Source organism: Microbacterium sp. CnD16-F (assembly GCF_024124465.1).
Lineage (GTDB): Bacteria > Actinomycetota > Actinomycetes > Actinomycetales > Microbacteriaceae > Microbacterium > Microbacterium gawkjiense.
This window is the reverse complement of sequence record NZ_JAMXSA010000016.1, coordinates 1-16800: the sequence shown is the minus strand read 5'-3', so window position 1 is coordinate 16800 and position 16800 is coordinate 1. Positions and strand designations below refer to the sequence as shown.

14 protein-coding genes are annotated in these 16800 nt (G+C 66.5%); 3 read left to right on the top strand and 11 right to left on the bottom strand.

The features are described 5' to 3' along the window. Positions 1-23: 23 nt before the first annotated feature. The 3 genes from NH287_RS06425 to NH287_RS06415 all read right to left on the bottom strand — a co-directional run bounded on the left by NH287_RS06425 (position 24) and on the right by NH287_RS06415 (position 5412). Positions 24-974: a hypothetical protein gene (locus NH287_RS06425; RefSeq protein ID WP_253034931.1), complete on the bottom strand. Its 951-nt coding sequence runs from the start codon at positions 972-974 to the stop codon at positions 24-26. Between the two features lie 98 nt (positions 975-1072). Further along, a complete protein-coding gene (locus tag NH287_RS06420) occupies positions 1073-4426 on the bottom strand; it encodes a glycosyltransferase (protein WP_253034930.1) in 3354 nt (1117 codons plus the stop codon). Then, a complete protein-coding gene (locus NH287_RS06415; RefSeq protein ID WP_253034929.1) occupies positions 4423-5412 on the bottom strand; it encodes a rhamnan synthesis F family protein in 990 nt (329 codons plus the stop codon). The genes NH287_RS06420 and NH287_RS06415 overlap by 4 nt, the downstream gene beginning before the upstream one ends. A gap of 172 nt (positions 5413-5584) precedes the next feature. On the opposite strand from NH287_RS06415, the gene NH287_RS06410 reads away from it, so the two are divergent. The 3 genes from NH287_RS06410 to NH287_RS15340 are packed head-to-tail and all read left to right on the top strand — an operon-like array spanning position 5585 to position 9000. After that, positions 5585-6796, top strand: a complete 1212-nt coding sequence (locus NH287_RS06410) for a hypothetical protein (protein WP_253034928.1) — start codon at positions 5585-5587, stop codon at positions 6794-6796. A gap of 30 nt (positions 6797-6826) precedes the next feature. Continuing rightward, positions 6827-7930, top strand: a complete 1104-nt coding sequence (locus NH287_RS06405) for a hypothetical protein (protein WP_253034927.1) — start codon at positions 6827-6829, stop codon at positions 7928-7930. Then, positions 7927-9000 (top strand): glycosyltransferase, encoded by a 1074-nt coding sequence (locus NH287_RS15340; protein WP_253034926.1) that lies wholly within the window; start codon positions 7927-7929, stop codon positions 8998-9000. The genes NH287_RS06405 and NH287_RS15340 overlap by 4 nt, the downstream gene beginning before the upstream one ends. 6 nt (positions 9001-9006) lie before the next feature. Here NH287_RS15340 and NH287_RS06395 read toward each other — a convergent pair whose 3' ends face one another. From NH287_RS06395 to NH287_RS06360, 8 genes are all read right to left on the bottom strand, one after another. Next, positions 9007-9975 (bottom strand): glycosyltransferase, encoded by a 969-nt coding sequence (locus tag NH287_RS06395; protein ID WP_253034925.1) that lies wholly within the window; start codon positions 9973-9975, stop codon positions 9007-9009. After that, positions 9972-11063 (bottom strand): glycosyltransferase, encoded by a 1092-nt coding sequence (locus NH287_RS06390; RefSeq protein WP_253034924.1) that lies wholly within the window; start codon positions 11061-11063, stop codon positions 9972-9974. Before NH287_RS06390 ends, NH287_RS06395 begins: the two co-directional genes overlap by 4 nt. 125 nt (positions 11064-11188) lie before the next feature. Continuing rightward, complete coding sequence (locus NH287_RS06385; RefSeq protein WP_253034923.1) at positions 11189-11404, bottom strand: Rv0909 family putative TA system antitoxin; 216 nt, start codon at positions 11402-11404, stop codon at positions 11189-11191. A gap of 137 nt (positions 11405-11541) precedes the next feature. Then, on the bottom strand, positions 11542-12735 hold the full coding sequence (tuf, locus tag NH287_RS06380) for an elongation factor Tu (RefSeq protein ID WP_251581760.1): 1194 nt from the start codon (positions 12733-12735) through the stop codon (positions 11542-11544). Positions 12736-12882: 147 nt separating this feature from the next. Beyond that, on the bottom strand, positions 12883-14997 hold the full coding sequence (fusA, locus tag NH287_RS06375; protein WP_308210394.1) for an elongation factor G: 2115 nt from the start codon (positions 14995-14997) through the stop codon (positions 12883-12885). A 77-nt stretch (positions 14998-15074) separates the two neighbouring features. Continuing rightward, a complete protein-coding gene (gene rpsG, locus NH287_RS06370; protein WP_018187368.1) occupies positions 15075-15545 on the bottom strand; it encodes a 30S ribosomal protein S7 in 471 nt (156 codons plus the stop codon). A 5-nt stretch (positions 15546-15550) separates the two neighbouring features. Then, positions 15551-15919, bottom strand: a complete 369-nt coding sequence (gene rpsL / locus NH287_RS06365) for a 30S ribosomal protein S12 (protein ID WP_018171438.1) — start codon at positions 15917-15919, stop codon at positions 15551-15553. 305 nt (positions 15920-16224) lie between these two features. Continuing rightward, positions 16225-16800, bottom strand: a 576-nt coding sequence (locus NH287_RS06360) for an FHA domain-containing protein (protein ID WP_253034922.1), incomplete at its 5' end; no start/stop codon positions are given.

The window sequence follows — 16800 nt, the reverse complement described above, 5'->3', positions numbered from 1 at the left end:
GAGGCGGGATGACCCAACGGGACTCAAGCCGGTGGCACTGATGTCATAAAGCGCTCGACGGTCTGGCAGATGATGACATCCGGCCGCTGTTCGCTGATCACCTCATCCAACATCTCAGCACTCCACACAAAGCGATGTTCTTTGAAGGCGCGCGATATCCAGAAATTCAACCCTCTCGGGTGATCCCCGCCGCTGAAAAAGCTGTTGCCGAACACGAGCACCTTCGCATCGATCGGTGCCTGCGGCGTCACCCAGTGGAGCATCCGCCCGGTGTGCCCGCTCTCTGGCCGGTGCTCACTCTGCAGGACGCGTCCCTGCGCAACCTTCTCGAGCCACGGAGATGCTGGAACAAGATCGGGCTCCGGGATCGGACGGCCGAAGAACCGAGCACCCAGATCCCCGAGGAAGACACCCGAAGGCGAGAAACGGACATCGTCCATGAATGACGCATCGGTGAGAGCGGAGATGAGCGCGCGAGCTTCCACGGCAGCCCCACGCGGCCCCAAATGCGAGTCGCCCCGAAGCCACAGATCGTTTACGCTGCGCGAATCCTGCGAAGCTTCGGCGAGGGCACTCCGGCCGCTCACATAAAAGGGCGCGTCTGCCAATTCGCGGTCGACGTCCCGCAGCAACGGAGTGACGGGACCAAGACCCGCCACGCGGCTGTCCAGCGAACTCGACTTGTCAGGTATGCAAATCTGCACGTACTCGGCGCCGGCGGCGCGGGCCCGGGAGTCGCGAGACTCGGTCAGCGTCGACCACACCAGAACTTTGGCCCGGAGGGATGCGATCTGATCAGCTTCGGTGGGCTCCGCGTACTGGCGAATGAGGCCGTTACTCCCTCCGACAAGGAAAAGGTGACCCCCCGCGCCCACCACCGCGGAATGGTCCTCGGATAATGCTCCGATCGGCAGAGATACTGCGGAGTATTCCAGCTCGCCCGTGTGGTCGGGCGAGACGATGCCGTGGGTCACTTTTGCCTCTCTCTTCCCCTGCGGGGGTCCTCCCCTGATAGGGATCCTCCGCGCTTGAGATCCGTCACGATTCGCTACCGAGGACGAGACCGCCGCCGTTAGTAGTTGGCAGTGCGGTGACGTCGAACATCCTCTTGGAGGACGCGCGCACGCGCCAAGAATGAGTGCTGCTCTCGAACGTAATCCGATACGGCTCTGAGTGTCGCTTCGTTGTAGTACTTCGACGGACCCGTTTCGGCGATTGCGAGCAGTTCCACGGGAGACCCGAATGTAGCGACCCCGCGAGGGAGCACAGCCGCGGGAAACAGATCATCCAAGCCGTCCACACGATCCGTCAGCAGACGGCCCCCGGAAGCGAGAACATCGAAGACGCGATTCGAAACGAACCCAAGTTCGCGCATGTCCGCCCAGTGATCGTTCAGCGACCACTGGGCGCTTCGATAGAAGCGTCGCAGTTCATCGTTCGGTACGTAAGTACCGGCGATGTTCGACCCATCGACGAATCCCTCCCACCCGTTTCCGTAGATCACCACAGGAAGACCGGCGTTCGCGGTTTCACACGCTGCCGGCCGATACTGCTTCCGAGAGTTTCCGACCATCAGAAGCTTGTCCGCGACCGCAGGTACCGAGTCGTCCTGGATGAAGAACAAGTCAGGATCCGTGCACTGCAACAGGGTGTCGACTTGGATGCCCCACTGATCCATCATCCGCCCGCCCCACGAGGTGCTGGCCGCGTAACGAAGGTCGTAAGACGCGAGCTCCTGCGGCGTCACCTCGTCCGGATGGCTGATCACCCAGATGACGCTCGTCGCTCCCGCCGGGAGGGGCGCTGTCCGCAGGCCGCGGAGGTTGACCACGACCTGGTCGGAGTTCGCTGTTTCGCGGTCAATGTTGGGCCCGTAATCGACCGAAACCCGTTCGCCGAGTTCACGTAAAGCACGTGCGAGCGAATTGGCGAAATGGAAATCTCCCCAAACCAATGACCGTTCATCTGCCGGTGCGGCCATCTTGATGGACCACCTCAGGGGAGATTGCGGCCTGTCTCCGACGACCAGCGCGGGCTGCTCTGACGGGAGCTGCCACCGTGCGCGGGACCATCTCGACGGTTCCAGGGGAATGGAAAGCGATGAGAACCCCTCAAACGCCGGGATGACCCCCAGCGTCGCAGCCGCTTCAGTGGAGCCCGACGGAGCTTCGTCCCAAAGGTCGTGGAACATGAGCACGTCATGTTTGGATTCGGGTTTCGGGGTGAAGAGCGACGGCTCGCGTGCTCGAACGGCGTTGCCGAGATCCACGATCACGGGCTTCGCCTCCGCCGCTGCCGCACGCTGCGACATGTCGATGTCGGCCCATAGCTGGCGCAACTTGGTATTGAAACCGTTGATGTGGCGCATTGTGGTCGTTCGCATGAGGAACGGAACAGTGGCGCCGGGGACACTCACGTGCGCGGAGACCCCCGTGGCCCAGTCGGCAGGCAGTCCGGCCAGCAGCCCGATCGGATCTCTGCCGTTGGGCGCGTACACCACACCTGCGTCCTGGATCAGACGACGCCTGTCCAGGACCACGGGGTGCACGACCGCCGCGTCAGTTTGGTGGAGACGATCGATCAGCTCGACTATCTGCCCATCCATGTGTGCCGTTTGAGCATTGGTGACGTAGACGTACTCTCCTCGCACAGCGCGCAAAGCGTGGTTAAGGCGCAGCGCGGGCCGATCGTTCACGCCGACGGCAGGCATGACGCGCACATTCATGACCGAGAATTCTGCGAGCAGAACCGATTGCAGTACCGGCCACGCATGCGATGTGGGGAGGAGAAGTATCTCCGCATCCGCAGCCCCGACGTGCTGTTTGAGGTCGTCGAGAGTAGCTCGAGCCTCATCGAACGTCCTCACACCGTCGACCACGATGCTCACCAGACCCGGTTCGCATTCAGGGAGCGAAGCATCCGCCCATCGCCGACGATCGCGGACGTAGAAGTTCCACGCGATCGACTCTGCTTCGCTGATCCGGTTGGGGTCCTGATCGTCTTCGCTGTACTTGACGCCCACGTAGGGAACCTGATCCAGCTCAGCTGCGCCGACCAAGGACAGGATGAGGTCGTAGTCCACAGCGCGGCGAAGATCCTCATCGAACCCGCCGACCGACATGATCAGTTCCCGCCGCGCGACTATCGCGGTCTGGTCGATCGAGTTGGCGACCAACAAAGATTCAGGTGTCGCCGGAGTCGTCCTGAACAGTGACGCTCCGTTCAGAGAAACCTCGACGCAACTGTAAGCCGCCTGACCTCCGCTTAGCTCGAGGTGGGCGACCATGGAGAAGAGGAAGTCCGTCTCCCACTGCTTGTCCGAATCCAAGAACGCGATGTACTCACCCTTGGCGCGCGCGAGGGCAGCGTTCCGAGCGGCACTCACTCCACGGTGCGGCAGCTCCAGGGGAATGACGCGTGAATCTGTCGCGGCGACGGCATTGACGACCTGAAGTGTGTCGTCAATCGACCCGTCGTCAGCGATCAGCAATTCCCATCTCGGGTAGGTCTGGTCGAACACCGATTGCATCGCGGCACGAAGCTGCCCAGATCGATTCCAGGTGGGCAGAATGATCGATACGAGCGGCAAATCCTCGCCTCGCGCACGGAGGGCTTCGCGCGCCTCCTCGAGAGCGTCGGTTTCAGGTGGCGCAACGCGACTGCCCCGAGTCGGTGCCAGCACGTGCTCGCGTTCTCTCCAACCGGATACGTGGCTGCGCAGGAAGGAACGTACGTCGTCCAGCGTGATGCCGCTTCGCAGCGAGCCTGAGGAGCCGTACGGAAGAGGGGAGTCCGATCCGGCGTCACGAAGGAAGCCGGTGAGTGGCCCATACTCAGCGTCAACGACATCATCCCGGAGATGCGCGGGATCGAAGAGCGGCGAGGTCGATTTAGCCCACAGTCCATCCTCGTTCTCGAGATAGGACAGCAACGGGTCTTTCTCGACCTTCGACCACGTGCCGCGCATCATCCAGGCGGGCTGGAAGAGGGGGTGAGGACTGAAACCCGCCTTCCGTCCACGGTTGAGGTAATGCTTGATGGCGTCGTCCAATGAACGGAACTGTCCTGCAACTTCGCTCTCGTACCACTCCTGATCGAAGACGAGCGAAGCGCGGATCTTCTTCACATCGGCCTCGCGCGTGTCGGGCGCAGGTCGATCAGGTGCCTTCGCTCGAGCCGATTTCCGCGACGGGACGCCCCTCGGGGACCCAAGCCTCCGATTGAGCCGAGTCTCAAAGTTCTTCGCAGCCGCGAGGATCCGCAGACTCAGTGCCCGCCGTGTATCGACGACGACGAGCACGAGGGCGATCTGGAGCACGACGGCGATGAAGGTCAGCCACGCCGGGGCAGCGAACGCGACAAGCGACGCCATTGCGACGAGGAGACCAGCGATCAGAACGAGGACTGCGCGACGTTTATCCTTCATGACTCCTGCTCTCCAGGGGTATTCAGCCGGCGGTATTCGGGGTCCGAGCAGTATCCGAGTCCGCTGTTCTTCAGAAATGAGGTGTCGCTGAGCGCGTTGTGTTCACGTGCGCGGAACGGATAATTCGATCGCGTGTCGCGAAGGAAGGACCGAACTCCTTCCATGTGCTCGCCCAGCCTTGATTCCGCCTCACTCAGTAGCTGGGTCGCGCCCAGGCCGTATGGATCGAAGCGCAAGGTGTCGAACTTGAGCAGAGGGAGCCGTGCGTTCATGAGAAAACGATCGGCAAGAGCGATGGCCGGATTGAAGGAGCGGCGTTCCTCGTCGGTCACGAGCCGGACGTCGCTGACGACTTTGCCCTTACCCCCGGGCACGAGACGCACATCAGCCTGATACGCCCGTCTCCGCATCGCGAGATCCAGCTCCTCGGCTGTCGGCTGGAGATAACCTCCGGCGCTGAAGCCGGCATCGGTCAGCACGGTAGTGAGGCCGACTTCGTATTGCATGATGACAGATTTGCGTTGCGAAACGGGCACCATCTCGCGCCAGAAACCTTGGAATGCGTTCGAACGGGTCACTGCGTTCGTGAAGCTGACGAAGAAGCTTTGAGCGTGCCCGCCGTGGTTCTCAGACCAGGTCATGCCCAAGACGTCCAACGTCTGAGCCTGGCGGCTGTCGAGTATCGAGTCGAGAGGGACGATAGGACCGACGAAGGTGTCGTTGACGAGAAGGAGCCGGTCGTAGGCGGCGTAATCACCGACGACGTCCAATCCCCATTTGTAGCTGTAGAAGTCGTAACCGTAGTTGGTGCGATTGATCCACTCGACGTTGCGGGGCAAGTCGACGTAATCGGTTGACTGGATCCCTGACGTCGACACCACAATCACCCGGGTCGCCGCCCGTGAGTAGTTTCGAAGAGCGTCCAGGGTGTGCTTGCGAAGAATCGAGTGCGCGTCGAAATGCGCCATGACCACCAGCAATGACATACGTGACCTAACCCGCCAACTTCTCGCGACACGTTGCTCGCACGTCACAACGCGATCCTGCTCGAGCGACACCAAGCCGGTTGCGCCCCCCAGCCGGGTTAGCCTACTACTGTGTCGCCGGGAGCCTTCGCACCGTGCTGATGCGTAGCGAGTTCGAGGAGGATCGGCGCAGATGTCGCTCGCAGACGATCGTGAGGTCAACCCTCATAGCCCGCAGCACTCATCGAACCCGTTGGCGAGTTCGTTCCTGGAAGTGCGCGCTGTCGACGCGCCGCCACGACTCAACTTGGTGCTTCTCGAGTTTCATCCAGAAGCAATGTTCGCGGGCGTGAAGACGGCCATCGAGGTCGCGGCGGTCACCGCCGGCCTCCTCGACGTGGCCGTCAGGCTGATCCTGTTGACGCAGGAGCGGCTCGACCCGCCTGCGCGAGCGGAATACGAGCGAGAGCGGGTCGCGAAGCTCTCTTCCGTCTTCGACGGCGTGAATTGGGAAGTCGTCTGTGGATACGAGGTCACCGACACCAGCTTCGGACGAGACGACATTTGGGTGGCTACCCACTGGATGACCGCACACGCACTCGACGTATCGGCACAGGCGGGGAAGCTCTCATGCGATCAGGTGATCTATCTCGTGCAGGATTACGAGGCCGAGTACTTCGCAGGCCCGCACGAGCGAGCGTTCGCAGAGTCCACCTACTCGGCGGGCTTCGCATTGCTGGTTAACGGTACTCAGGTGGCGCGATTCTTGACGGCTCGTGGCCACCATGTGGATCGGGCTCAGATCTTCGCCCCCCAATTCGACACCTGGAACCTGCAGCAGGCCGCCGCGCGACGGTTTCGCGAGCCAGTTCCGCGGTTGCTCTTCTACGGCCGACCGTCGAAGCCGCGAAACATGTTCGATCTCGGCATCGCCGCTCTGACAATGACAGCTGAGAGACTTCGTAGCGAAGGACGCACGGTTTCATTCGTGATGGCCGGCGAGGAGGGCGAAGACGTCTCGCTGGCGCAGGGGACGGTGATGCACAACCTCGGCGTGCTCGACCGATCGTCATACTTCAGTGAGCTCTCACGGGTAGACGTCGGCCTGGCCCTCCAGGCGACGCCACACCCGAGCCACATGCCGTTCGATCTCGCCATGACAGGGTCGGTCGCTGTCACGAATGAGGTCGATGGATCCCGTCACACGATGCACCCGCGAATTGTCGCCGTCGAGAGCTCGCCTCATGCTCTCTGTGAGGCGCTGCTGAACGCTGTGACGAGCGCGCGGAACGGCGCACCCCGGAGCGTCGGCTATCTTCCCCCTCGAGACGGCAGCCTCGGCGCTCCCTTGCCGGATGCGATTCTTGCCACGCTCTCGGGGATGGGCAGAGCTCCCGCGCGGTGAGCATGACCGATCGATCAGTATCGTTGTCAGATGCGCAGCGCCGGTGACGATCTCACGTCGTCACTTCGCCCCACCCGCACCCTCGTCTCCGCGACGGGCCCGGCCGGCAATATCGGCGACGCGCTCATCCGGCGCGAGGCGGTCCGCTGGGCCGTGGGCACATCCGACGAGCTCGTCGTCTACGTCGGTGAGGCACCGGACGTCTGGCTGCGCCAGCTCGGCCTGCCCACGGGCACCCGTGTCCTCCGCTCCAAGCGGAGCGTCGCACGGTGGCTGTGGCTGATCGCGACGGCGCCGCGCCGCCCGGTCCTCGTCTTCGAATCGGGCGAGATCCCGCTCGACCGCGGCAACGTCCTGCGTGAGCTCGTCTTCCTCGCCGAGACGGTCCTCGTCCGCCTCAAGGGCGGCGTCGTAGTCCGGCCGCCCCGCGGCATCCGTGCCCCCACCCAACCGGCCACCGCCATCCATGCGTTCGCGGCCCGCCTGTCGCCGTTCGCCCTGTGGCGGGATGCCGCCAGTGCTGCACTCGCCGGCGGAACCCGCGTCGTCCCCGACATCGGGTTCGGCGCCGGCATCCGTCCCGGTGTCCCGTGGGAGAACCGCCGCGACCTCGTCGTCAGCCTGCGCGGGACGCGACCGATGCCGAACGGGGACTGGATCGAGGCGGTCCGCGGGTTCGCGGCATCCGAGGGTCTCCGCATCCGCACCGTCGTCCAGGTGCGCGAAGACGAGGAACGCTCCCGCGACCTCGCTGACGCCCTCGACGGAACGTTCGAGCCGTGGGGCGACACCGACGCCATCACGCACGAGGTCCGTCTGCGCGAGCGCTACGACGTGGCCCGCCTCGTCATCAGCGACCGCATGCACGTCCTCGTCCTGGCCGCACTGTCGGGCGCGGCTCCGCTGGAGCTCGTCCCCTCGCCGACGCACAAGATCACGGCCGCCTTCGCCACGATCGGGCTCGCCGACACCACGGCGGACGCCGCGACGATGACGGCGACCGAGATGCAGGAGCGGATGCGGCGGCAGATCGACCGCATCGACGAGATCACCAGGCGCATCGCGGCCGCCTCCGCCGACCTCACCCGCATCGAAGACGAGATCCGCACCGCGATCCGGACGGCACGGGCGTGACCGGCGCCCGCGTCCTCTTCCTCTCGCACACGCACGTCTTCGGTGACTTCCGCGTCGGCAGCCACCACTACGCCCGTGAACTCGCCCACCTCGGCGCCGACGTCGTCCACCTCTCCACCCCGATCTCGCTCGCCCACCGCCTCACCGGACGCATCCCCCGCGCCGTCTCGACGGCCGTCCCCCGCCACGCGCACCGCGACGACGACGGCGTCACGCACCTCGTCCCCCGCACGGCCCTCCCCCGCCCATGGGGAACCTTCCGCGTCGCGCGGGCTCTGGCCCGCGCCGGGATCGAGCCACGGTTCGACGCGGTCCTCATCGACCAGCCGCTGCTCTGGGACGACAGCGTGCGCGGACTCAGCGACACCCTCGTCTACCGCCCCACCGACCTCTACCCCGACGGACTCAAGCACACCCTGCAGGACCGCATCCTCGCGTCCGCGGACGCCGTCGTCGCAACTTCCGGCGCCGTCCTGCGCGGTCTCGGCCACCTCACCCTCCCCTCGCTCGTCATCGAGAACGGCGTGGACCTCGCGGCGTTCGCCGATCCGCCGACGGATGCCGACACCCGCCCGGCGACCTGCGTGTACGTCGGCGCGCTCGACGCCCGCTTCGACTGGCAGCAGCTGCACGCCTGGGCGAGCGCCCACCCCGAGGTGCGCTTCGTCATCGCCGGACCCCGCCCCACCCCACCGGCGCCCCTGCCTTCGAATGTCGAGCTCGCCGGCCCCGTCCCCTACGCCGAGCTCCCCGCGCTCCTCCGCGGCGCCCGCGTCGGGCTCCTCCCTCTCTCCGACGACCCGTCGAACGCCGGCCGCAGCCCCATGAAGCTGCACGAGTACCTCGCCGCCGGTCTCGCCGTGGTCTCCCGCGAGACCCCCGGCATCCGCAGCGACATCGACGCCGGCGTCCACACCTACGCCTCGCCCGAGACGGCCGACGCGGCGCTCGCGGCCGCGCTGCGGCATCCCTCCCCCAACCTCGCGGGTCGCCGCACGGCGGAGAACCACACCTGGGCGGCGAAGGCCGGCGAGCTCGCGACGTTCCTCAGCGGCCTCGTCGCGGACTGATCGCCCTCAGCCGAGCGCGTGGGTCAGGGTCTCGGCCACGACCCGTGCCGTCCGATCCCAGTCGTACGCGTCAGACGGTGCCGCCACGGTTCGCGCAGAGTGGGCCGCCTCGGTCATCGCCGCCGCCCACTCGTGCGCGTCGTGCGCATCGGACACAGCCCACCCCCGCCCCGCCACGATCTCGGCGACGGCACGGCATCCGCTCCAGTGGATCACCGGCGTCCCGCTGGCCACCGACTCGAGCGCGGGCAGCCCGAACCCCTCGAGCAGCGACGGCATGACGGTCGCCGCCGCGCCGCGGTACAGCTCGGCCAGGCGCGCGTCGTCGACCCCCGTCGTCACCTCCACACGCTCCGCCACCCCCTCCGCCGCGGCGAGTCGACGCACCTCGGCGGCCTCGTCCGCGGGAACGACCGACCGGACCCGGATGCCGGGGGCCACCGCCGCCGCACGCAGCACGACATCGAGGTTCTTGTGCGCCCGCGTGTTCCCGACGAACAGGACGTACGGATCGGATGCCGCCTCCCGCGACCCCTCAGGCGTGAACGCCGCCGAGCACCCGTTGCCGGCGTTCACGACGCGCACGCTGTCGTCCCGAAGCCAGGTCCGGATCGCCTCGGCCGACGTCTCGGAGACCGTGAGGACCACTCCCGCCCGGCGGACCACCCGACGCACCGGACCGTTGTAATAGGCGAGGAACTTCGCCCGACCCGGCCAGGCCGTCTGCAACTGGATGAGGTCGTGCACGGTGAGCACCTGACGCGGGGCGCGCAGGAGCGCGCCGTACCCGGGCGAATAGACGACGTCCGCCGGGGCGGGTCCGGGGACGCGCCGGAAGGCGTCGAGCGGCGCGTAGGGCGTCCCGTCGAGGCCCAGGTCCCGCCACGGCACGTCGAGACGCCCGAGTACCTCGCGCGCGTACCGGCCGATCCCGTGGGCGCCCCGGTAGCGGTCGTCGACGAAGAGCGCGGTCATCCGACCTCCCGTGCGACCCACGCGGCGATCTCGGCCTCGAACACCGGCCGATCGAACTCGTATGCCCGGTGGACGCAGGCGTCGCGGTCGGCCGCCGCGGCCCGCTCGACGGCTGCGGCGAGCTCCGTCGCCGACCACTCGTGCACCAGCGCCCCGGTGACGCCGTCGACGACGCTCTCCGCCACTCCCCCGACCGCGTTGCCGACGACGGGGGTCCCGGTCGCCATCGCCTCGACGGGCATGATGCCGAAGTCCTCGACGGCCGGGAACACGAGCGCGACGGCGGCGCGGTACAGCGCCGCCAGCAGGGTCGACGATGGATCCCGGACGATCGTCACCGGGTGCCCGCGGTCCTCCGCGTACGCACGCAGTCGGGCCTCGTCGGCTCCGCCGCCCGCGAGGACCACCGGCAGCCCCGACGCCACCCCGGCGTCGATGACCAGCTCGAGCCGCTTGTACGGCACGAACCGGGACACACCGAGCAGGTAGTCCGCCGGCAGCGTCGCCAGCACGCCCTCGGTATCATCCGTGGCACGCGCCTGCGCGAACCTCGCCACGTCGATCGGCGGGTGGATCACGGTCGCCTCGCGGTCCCACGCCCAGGCGACGCGCTCCGCGATGAACGCGCTGTTCGCGGCGATCGCGACGGGCTCGGCCGCCCGCCGACGGTCGAGCGGCTTGAGCATCGCCGACGCCGCGCGCGCGAGCGGCCCCTGCCCGCGCCCGTCGAGCTCGGGCACCCAGATGTACCGCGCCGGCGTGTGCGCGTACACGAGCTTCGGCGCCTCGGCGGCGCGCCCGCCGAAACGCGCGTGGTGGGAGAAGAGGTGGCTGCTGCAGAGCACCCAGTCCGCATCCCGCTGCGGCAGCATCCGCCACGCGAACGGCATGAGTGGAAGAGCGGCCGCCTTGCGCCCGCGCAACGGCGTGCGAGCCAGCAACGTCTCCCCGACGCCCTCGAAACGCCCGCCGCTCTCGTCCCACAGGCACCAGCGCTCCGCGTCGGGGAACACCTCGCCCAGGACGGCGAAGACGTTCTCGGACCCGCCCCGCGGCGACAGCCACTCGTGGACGAGGATGCCGCTCACGATGCGACCCGCTTCACCTGCGTCATCCGATCCTCACCGTCCGACGTTCATTCTGTCAGACGCGCCACCTCCGGCCGGGCACAGCAGAGGGGCCGGATGCCGCAGCATCCGACCCCTCGCAGGGATCACTCGTTCCCGATACGCCGATCGACGTTGCCGCGGACCTCGTCGACCTTCGCGTCGACCGAGTCGGGAGCGACCTTCTTCACGAAATCGGCCGCGGCGTCGAGGACCTTGTCGCTGACGTCCTCGGCCTTGTCCGACTTCAGGTTCCGGTCGATCTCCTCCTTGTGCTGCTCGAGGAACTGCTTGCCCTTATTGACCACATCGTCGATACCCATGGGATCCCTTCCGTCTCGGACCGCGGATGCCGCGGCGCGGTCAGTCTAAGACCGCCCCCACCCGATCGCACCCCCTTGCAGGAACGACGAAGGGGCCGGGCCCGAAGGCCCGACCCCTGTCGGTGAGTCCGAAGGACTTACTTGAGGATCTTGGTGACGGTACCGGCACCGACGGTGCGGCCACCCTCACGGATCGCGAAGCCGAGGCCGTCCTCCATGGCGATGGGCTGGATGAGCTCCACCGTCATGTCCGTGGTGTCACCGGGCATGACCATCTCGGTGCCCTCGGGCAGCGTGATGACGCCGGTGACGTCCGTGGTACGGAAGTAGAACTGCGGGCGGTAGTTCGTGTAGAAGGGGTTGTGACGGCCACCCTCCTCCTTCGAGAGGATGTAGGCAGTACCCTCGAAGTTGGTGTGCGGCGTAACCGAACCCGGCTTCACGACGACCTGGCCACGCTCGACGTCGTCGCGCTTGAGACCACGGAGGAGCAGACCACAGTTCTCGCCGGCCCAGGCCTCGTCGAGCTGCTTGTGGAACATCTCGATACCCGTGACCGTGGTCTTCTGCGTCGGGCGGATGCCGACGATCTCGACCTCGGAGTTGATGGCGAGGGTGCCACGCTCGGCGCGACCGGTGACGACCGTGCCACGACCGGTGATCGTGAAGACGTCCTCGATCGGCATGAGGAAGGGCTTGTCCTTGTCGCGGACCGGGTCGGGGATCGACTCGTCAGCGGCGTCCATCAGGTCGAGGATCGACTGGACCCACTGCTCGTCGCCCTCGAGAGCCTTGAGGCCCGAGACGCGGACGACCGGAGCGTCGTCGCCGGGGAAGCCCTGGCTGGACAGCAGCTCGCGGACCTCGAGCTCGACGAGCTCCAGGATCTCCTCGTCGTCGACCATGTCCGACTTGTTCAGCGCGACCATCAGGTAGGGAACGCCGACCTGCTTGGCGAGCAGGACGTGCTCACGCGTCTGAGCCATCGGGCCGTCGGTGGCGGCGACCACGAGGATCGCGCCGTCCATCTGAGCGGCACCGGTGATCATGTTCTTGATGTAGTCAGCGTGACCCGGGGCGTCGACGTGTGCGTAGTGACGCTTCGGGGTCTCGTACTCGACGTGCGAGATGTTGATCGTGATACCACGCTGGCGCTCTTCGGGAGCGGAGTCGATCGACGCGAAGTCACGCTGCACGTTGGTGGCCGACGGGAACTTGTCGGCGAGCACCTTCGAGATGGCAGCGGTGAGCGTGGTCTTGCCGTGGTCGACGTGACCGATCGTTCCGATGTTGACGTGCGGCTTGGTCCGCTCGAACTTGGCCTTGGCCACTGGGTCCTCCTCAGGACTGTCGTGTAGTCATCCGGGCGCTGGATTGCGACCGGGTTTCTACGGGGATGTTGTCAGTGTAGTTGACGTGACGATATTCAGTTTGGGCGGATGCCGGGGGCCGGGCCCCCGGCATCCGAAGAACGAGTGTTACTCGCCCTTGGTCTTCTGGACGATCTCGTCGGCCACCGCGCGCGGGACCTCGGAGTAGCTGTCGAACTCCATCGCGTAGACCGCGCGGCCCGAGGTCTTCGAGCGCAGGTCACCGATGTAGCCGAACATCTCCGACAGAGGGACGAGGGCGCGGACGATCTTGATGCCCGCTCCGTCCTCCATCGACTGGATCTGGCCACGACGCGAGTTCAGATCACCGATGACGTCGCCCATGTACTCCTCGGGAGTACGGACCTCGACGGCCATCAGCGGCTCGAGCAGCACGGGGCTGGCCTTGCGGACAGCCTCCTTGAAGCCCATCGAACCCGCGATCTTGAACGCCATCTCGGACGAGTCGACGTCGTGCGACGCGCCGTCCATGAGGATCGCCTTCACGCCCACCATGGGGAAGCCGGCGAGCACACCGACCTGCATGGCGTCCTGGAAGCCCTGGTTGGTCGGCTCGATGTACTCGCGCGGGATGCGGCCACCGGTGACCTTGTTCTCGAACTCGTACGTCTTGTCGGCCGTGACCTCGAGGGGCTCGAGCGCGAACTGGATCTTCGCGAACTGGCCCGACCCACCGGTCTGCTTCTTGTGCGTGTAGTCGTAACGCTCGACGGTCTTCTTGATCGTCTCGCGGTACGCGACCTGCGGCTTGCCGACGTTCGCCTCGACGCGGAACTCGCGCTTCATGCGGTCGACGAGGATGTCGAGGTGCAGCTCGCCCATGCCCTTGATGACCGTCTGACCGGTCTCGGGGTTGAGCTCGGTGCGGAAGGTCGGGTCCTCTTCGGCGAGCTTCTGGATGGCGACACCCAGCTTCTCCTGGTCGGCCTTGGTCTTCGGCTCGATCGCGACCTCGATGACGGGCTCGGGGAACGTCATCGACTCGAGGACGACGGGCTCGTTCGGGTCGGCGAGGGTGTCACCGGTGGTGGTGTCCTTCAGGCCGATGACCGCATAGATGTTGCCCGCGGTAACCGCGTCGACCGGGTTCTCCTTGTTGGCGTGCATCTGGAAGATCTTCCCGATGCGCTCCTTCTTGCCCTTGGTCGAGTTGATGACCTGCGCGCCCGAGTCGAGCTGACCCGAGTAGACGCGGATGTAGGTCAGGCGACCGAAGAACGGGTGCACGGCGACCTTGAAGGCCAGCGCGGCGAACGGGTCGTTGGCGTCGGGGTGACGCTCGATGACCTTCTCCTCGTCCTTCGGGTCGTGCGCCTCGATGGCGGGCACGTCGAGGGGCGACGGCAGGTAGTCGACGACCGCGTCGAGCATCGGCTGGACACCGCGGTTCTTGAACGCGGAGCCGCAGAGCACGGGGTAGAGCTCGCCCGCGACCGTCATCTTGCGGATGGCGCCCTTGATCTCGGCGATCGTGAGCTCCTCACCGCCGAAGAACTTCTCGAGGAGCTCCTCGTCGCTCTCGGCGACGGTCTCCAGCAGCTGCTGGCGGTACTCCTCGGCGCGGTCCTTGAGGTCGGCGGGGATCTCCTGCACCTCGTACTTGGCGCCCATGGTCACGTCACCCTTGGCGTCGCCGGGCCACACCAGTGCGCGCATCTCGACGAGGTCGATGACGCCGACGAAGTCGTTCTCGGCACCGATGGGCAGCTGCAGCACGAGCGGCTTGGCGCCGAGGCGCTTCACGATCGTGTCGACGGTGAAGTAGAAGTCCGCGCCCAGCTTGTCCATCTTGTTGACGAAGCAGATACGGGGGACGTCGTACTTGTCGGCCTGACGCCACACGGTCTCGGACTGGGGCTCGACGCCCTCCTTGCCGTCGAAGACGGCGACGGCACCGTCGAGGACGCGGAGCGAGCGCTCCACCTCGACCGTGAAGTCGACGTGACCCGGGGTGTCGATGATGTTGATCTGGTTCTTGTTCCAGAAGCAGGTGACGGCGGCCGACGTGATCGTGATGCCGCGCTCCTTCTCCTGCTCCATCCAGTCGGTGGTCGAGGCGCCGTCGTGGGTTTCGCCCAGCTTGTGGTTGACACCCGTGTAGAAGAGGATGCGCTCGGTCGTCGTCGTCTTGCCGGCATCGATGTGCGCCATGATGCCGATGTTGCGGACCTTGTTGAGGTCGGTGAGCACTTCTTGTGCCACGGGGTGTCCTTACGTGTAGTGACGGATGTCGCGGGGCGGCCGGCCGGGGGTGACCCGGCCGGCCGCCGAGGTGCTGATTACCAGCGGTAGTGCGCGAAGGCGCGGTTCGACTCGGCCATCTTGTGGGTGTCCTCGCGGCGCTTCACCGCGGCACCGAGGCCGTTCGAGGCATCCAGGATCTCGTTCTGGAGGCGCTCGGTCATGGTCTTCTCACGGCGACCCTTCGCGTACGAAACGAGCCAGCGCAGCGCGAGCGTGTTCGCGCGGTGCGGCTTGACCTCGACGGGAACCTGGTAGGTCGAGCCACCGACGCGGCGGCTCTTGACCTCGAGGGTGGGGCGGACGTTGTCGAGCGCCTTCTTGAGCGTCGCGACGGCGTCCTGGCCGTTCTTCGCCTCGACACCCTTGAGGGCGTTGTAGACGATGGCCTCGGCGATGGACTTCTTGCCGTCGACGAGGATCTTGTTCACCAGCTGGGTGACGATCGGAGCACCGTAGACCGGGTCGTTGACGACGACGCGGCGGGGTGCGGGTCCCTTACGAGGCATCTAGCTCAACCCTTCTTGGCGCCGTAGCGGCTGCGAGCCTGCTTACGGTTCTTGACAGCCTGGGTGTCCAGGGCGCCGCGGACGATCTTGTAACGCACACCGGGGAGGTCCTTCACACGACCACCGCGGACGAGCACGAGCGAGTGCTCCTGCAGGTTGTGGCCCTCACCGGGGATGTAGGCGGTGACCTCGGTCCCGTTGCGGAGCTTCACACGGGCGACCTTGCGCATCGCCGAGTTCGGCTTCTTGGGCGTGGTCGTGTACACGCGGGTGCAGACACCCGCCTGCTGCGGGTTCGCCTTCAGGGCGGGCGCCTTGGTCTTCGAGACCTTGGGCGAGCGACCCTTGCGAACCAACTGCTGAATGGTTGGCACGTTCTCTCCTTGTCGATCTGCGCGCGGCTCGCGCCGGGCACAGGTGCTGCACGGTGACAGCGTTCGTGGTTTCACCACAGATCCATCTGCACGCCGCGACCGCGACGAACGGGAGTGATGGATATGCCGTGGGGGTGGCCTGTTCGCAGGCCCTGTCCCTGGTGCGCTCGCCTCGCCTGTCCCGTGCCGGGGCACGTCGCATGGCGCGCGTGTGCGCACACCCGATCAATGATACGCGGGATGACGAAGTCGGGTCAAACGAGGGCGGACTTCACCGCGAGTGCTCAGGTGCGGATCGCCGCCGGTCAGGAACCGGCATCCGTCCGCTGCAGTCGGAGCGCCGCATCGCCGAGGAGGAAGCGCTCGGCCACCTCCGCCGCCCCGCCCGGCTCGACCTCGACGTCCGTGCCGAGGGGACTGGGCAGCAGGATGCCGTTGGTCGAGCCCAGGTCGACGATGCGCCACACCTCGCCGCGCCGCTCGAGGCGGGCATGGGTCTTCGACACGGTCCGCGTCGGGTCGGCGATCGCAAGGAGCTGGGCGCGGGGATGCGCGGGATCGGCGACGGGGTTGCGCCCCAGGATGACGACGTCGCCCGACAGGTCGGCGGTCGAGCCGTCGGGGAGCACGAGCTCCCACCGCGGGTGCCCGCGACGCACGACGACGGTGCGCTCGAGGTCCTCGCCCCACGGCGCGGGGGCCGATTCCTGCTGCTCGCGCTCCTGCGCCGAGACCGAGGAGCTCGCCGACACGGGAGCGCCCGCGGCCGGCGAGCCGGGGATGGCGGAGACCTCGCCGGTCAGCTCGGGGAAGACGTCGCGTTCGGCGCGGTCGGCGCCGAACGCCGGCGGGCGCAGACGCGTGACGGGCGCCTCGTCGCG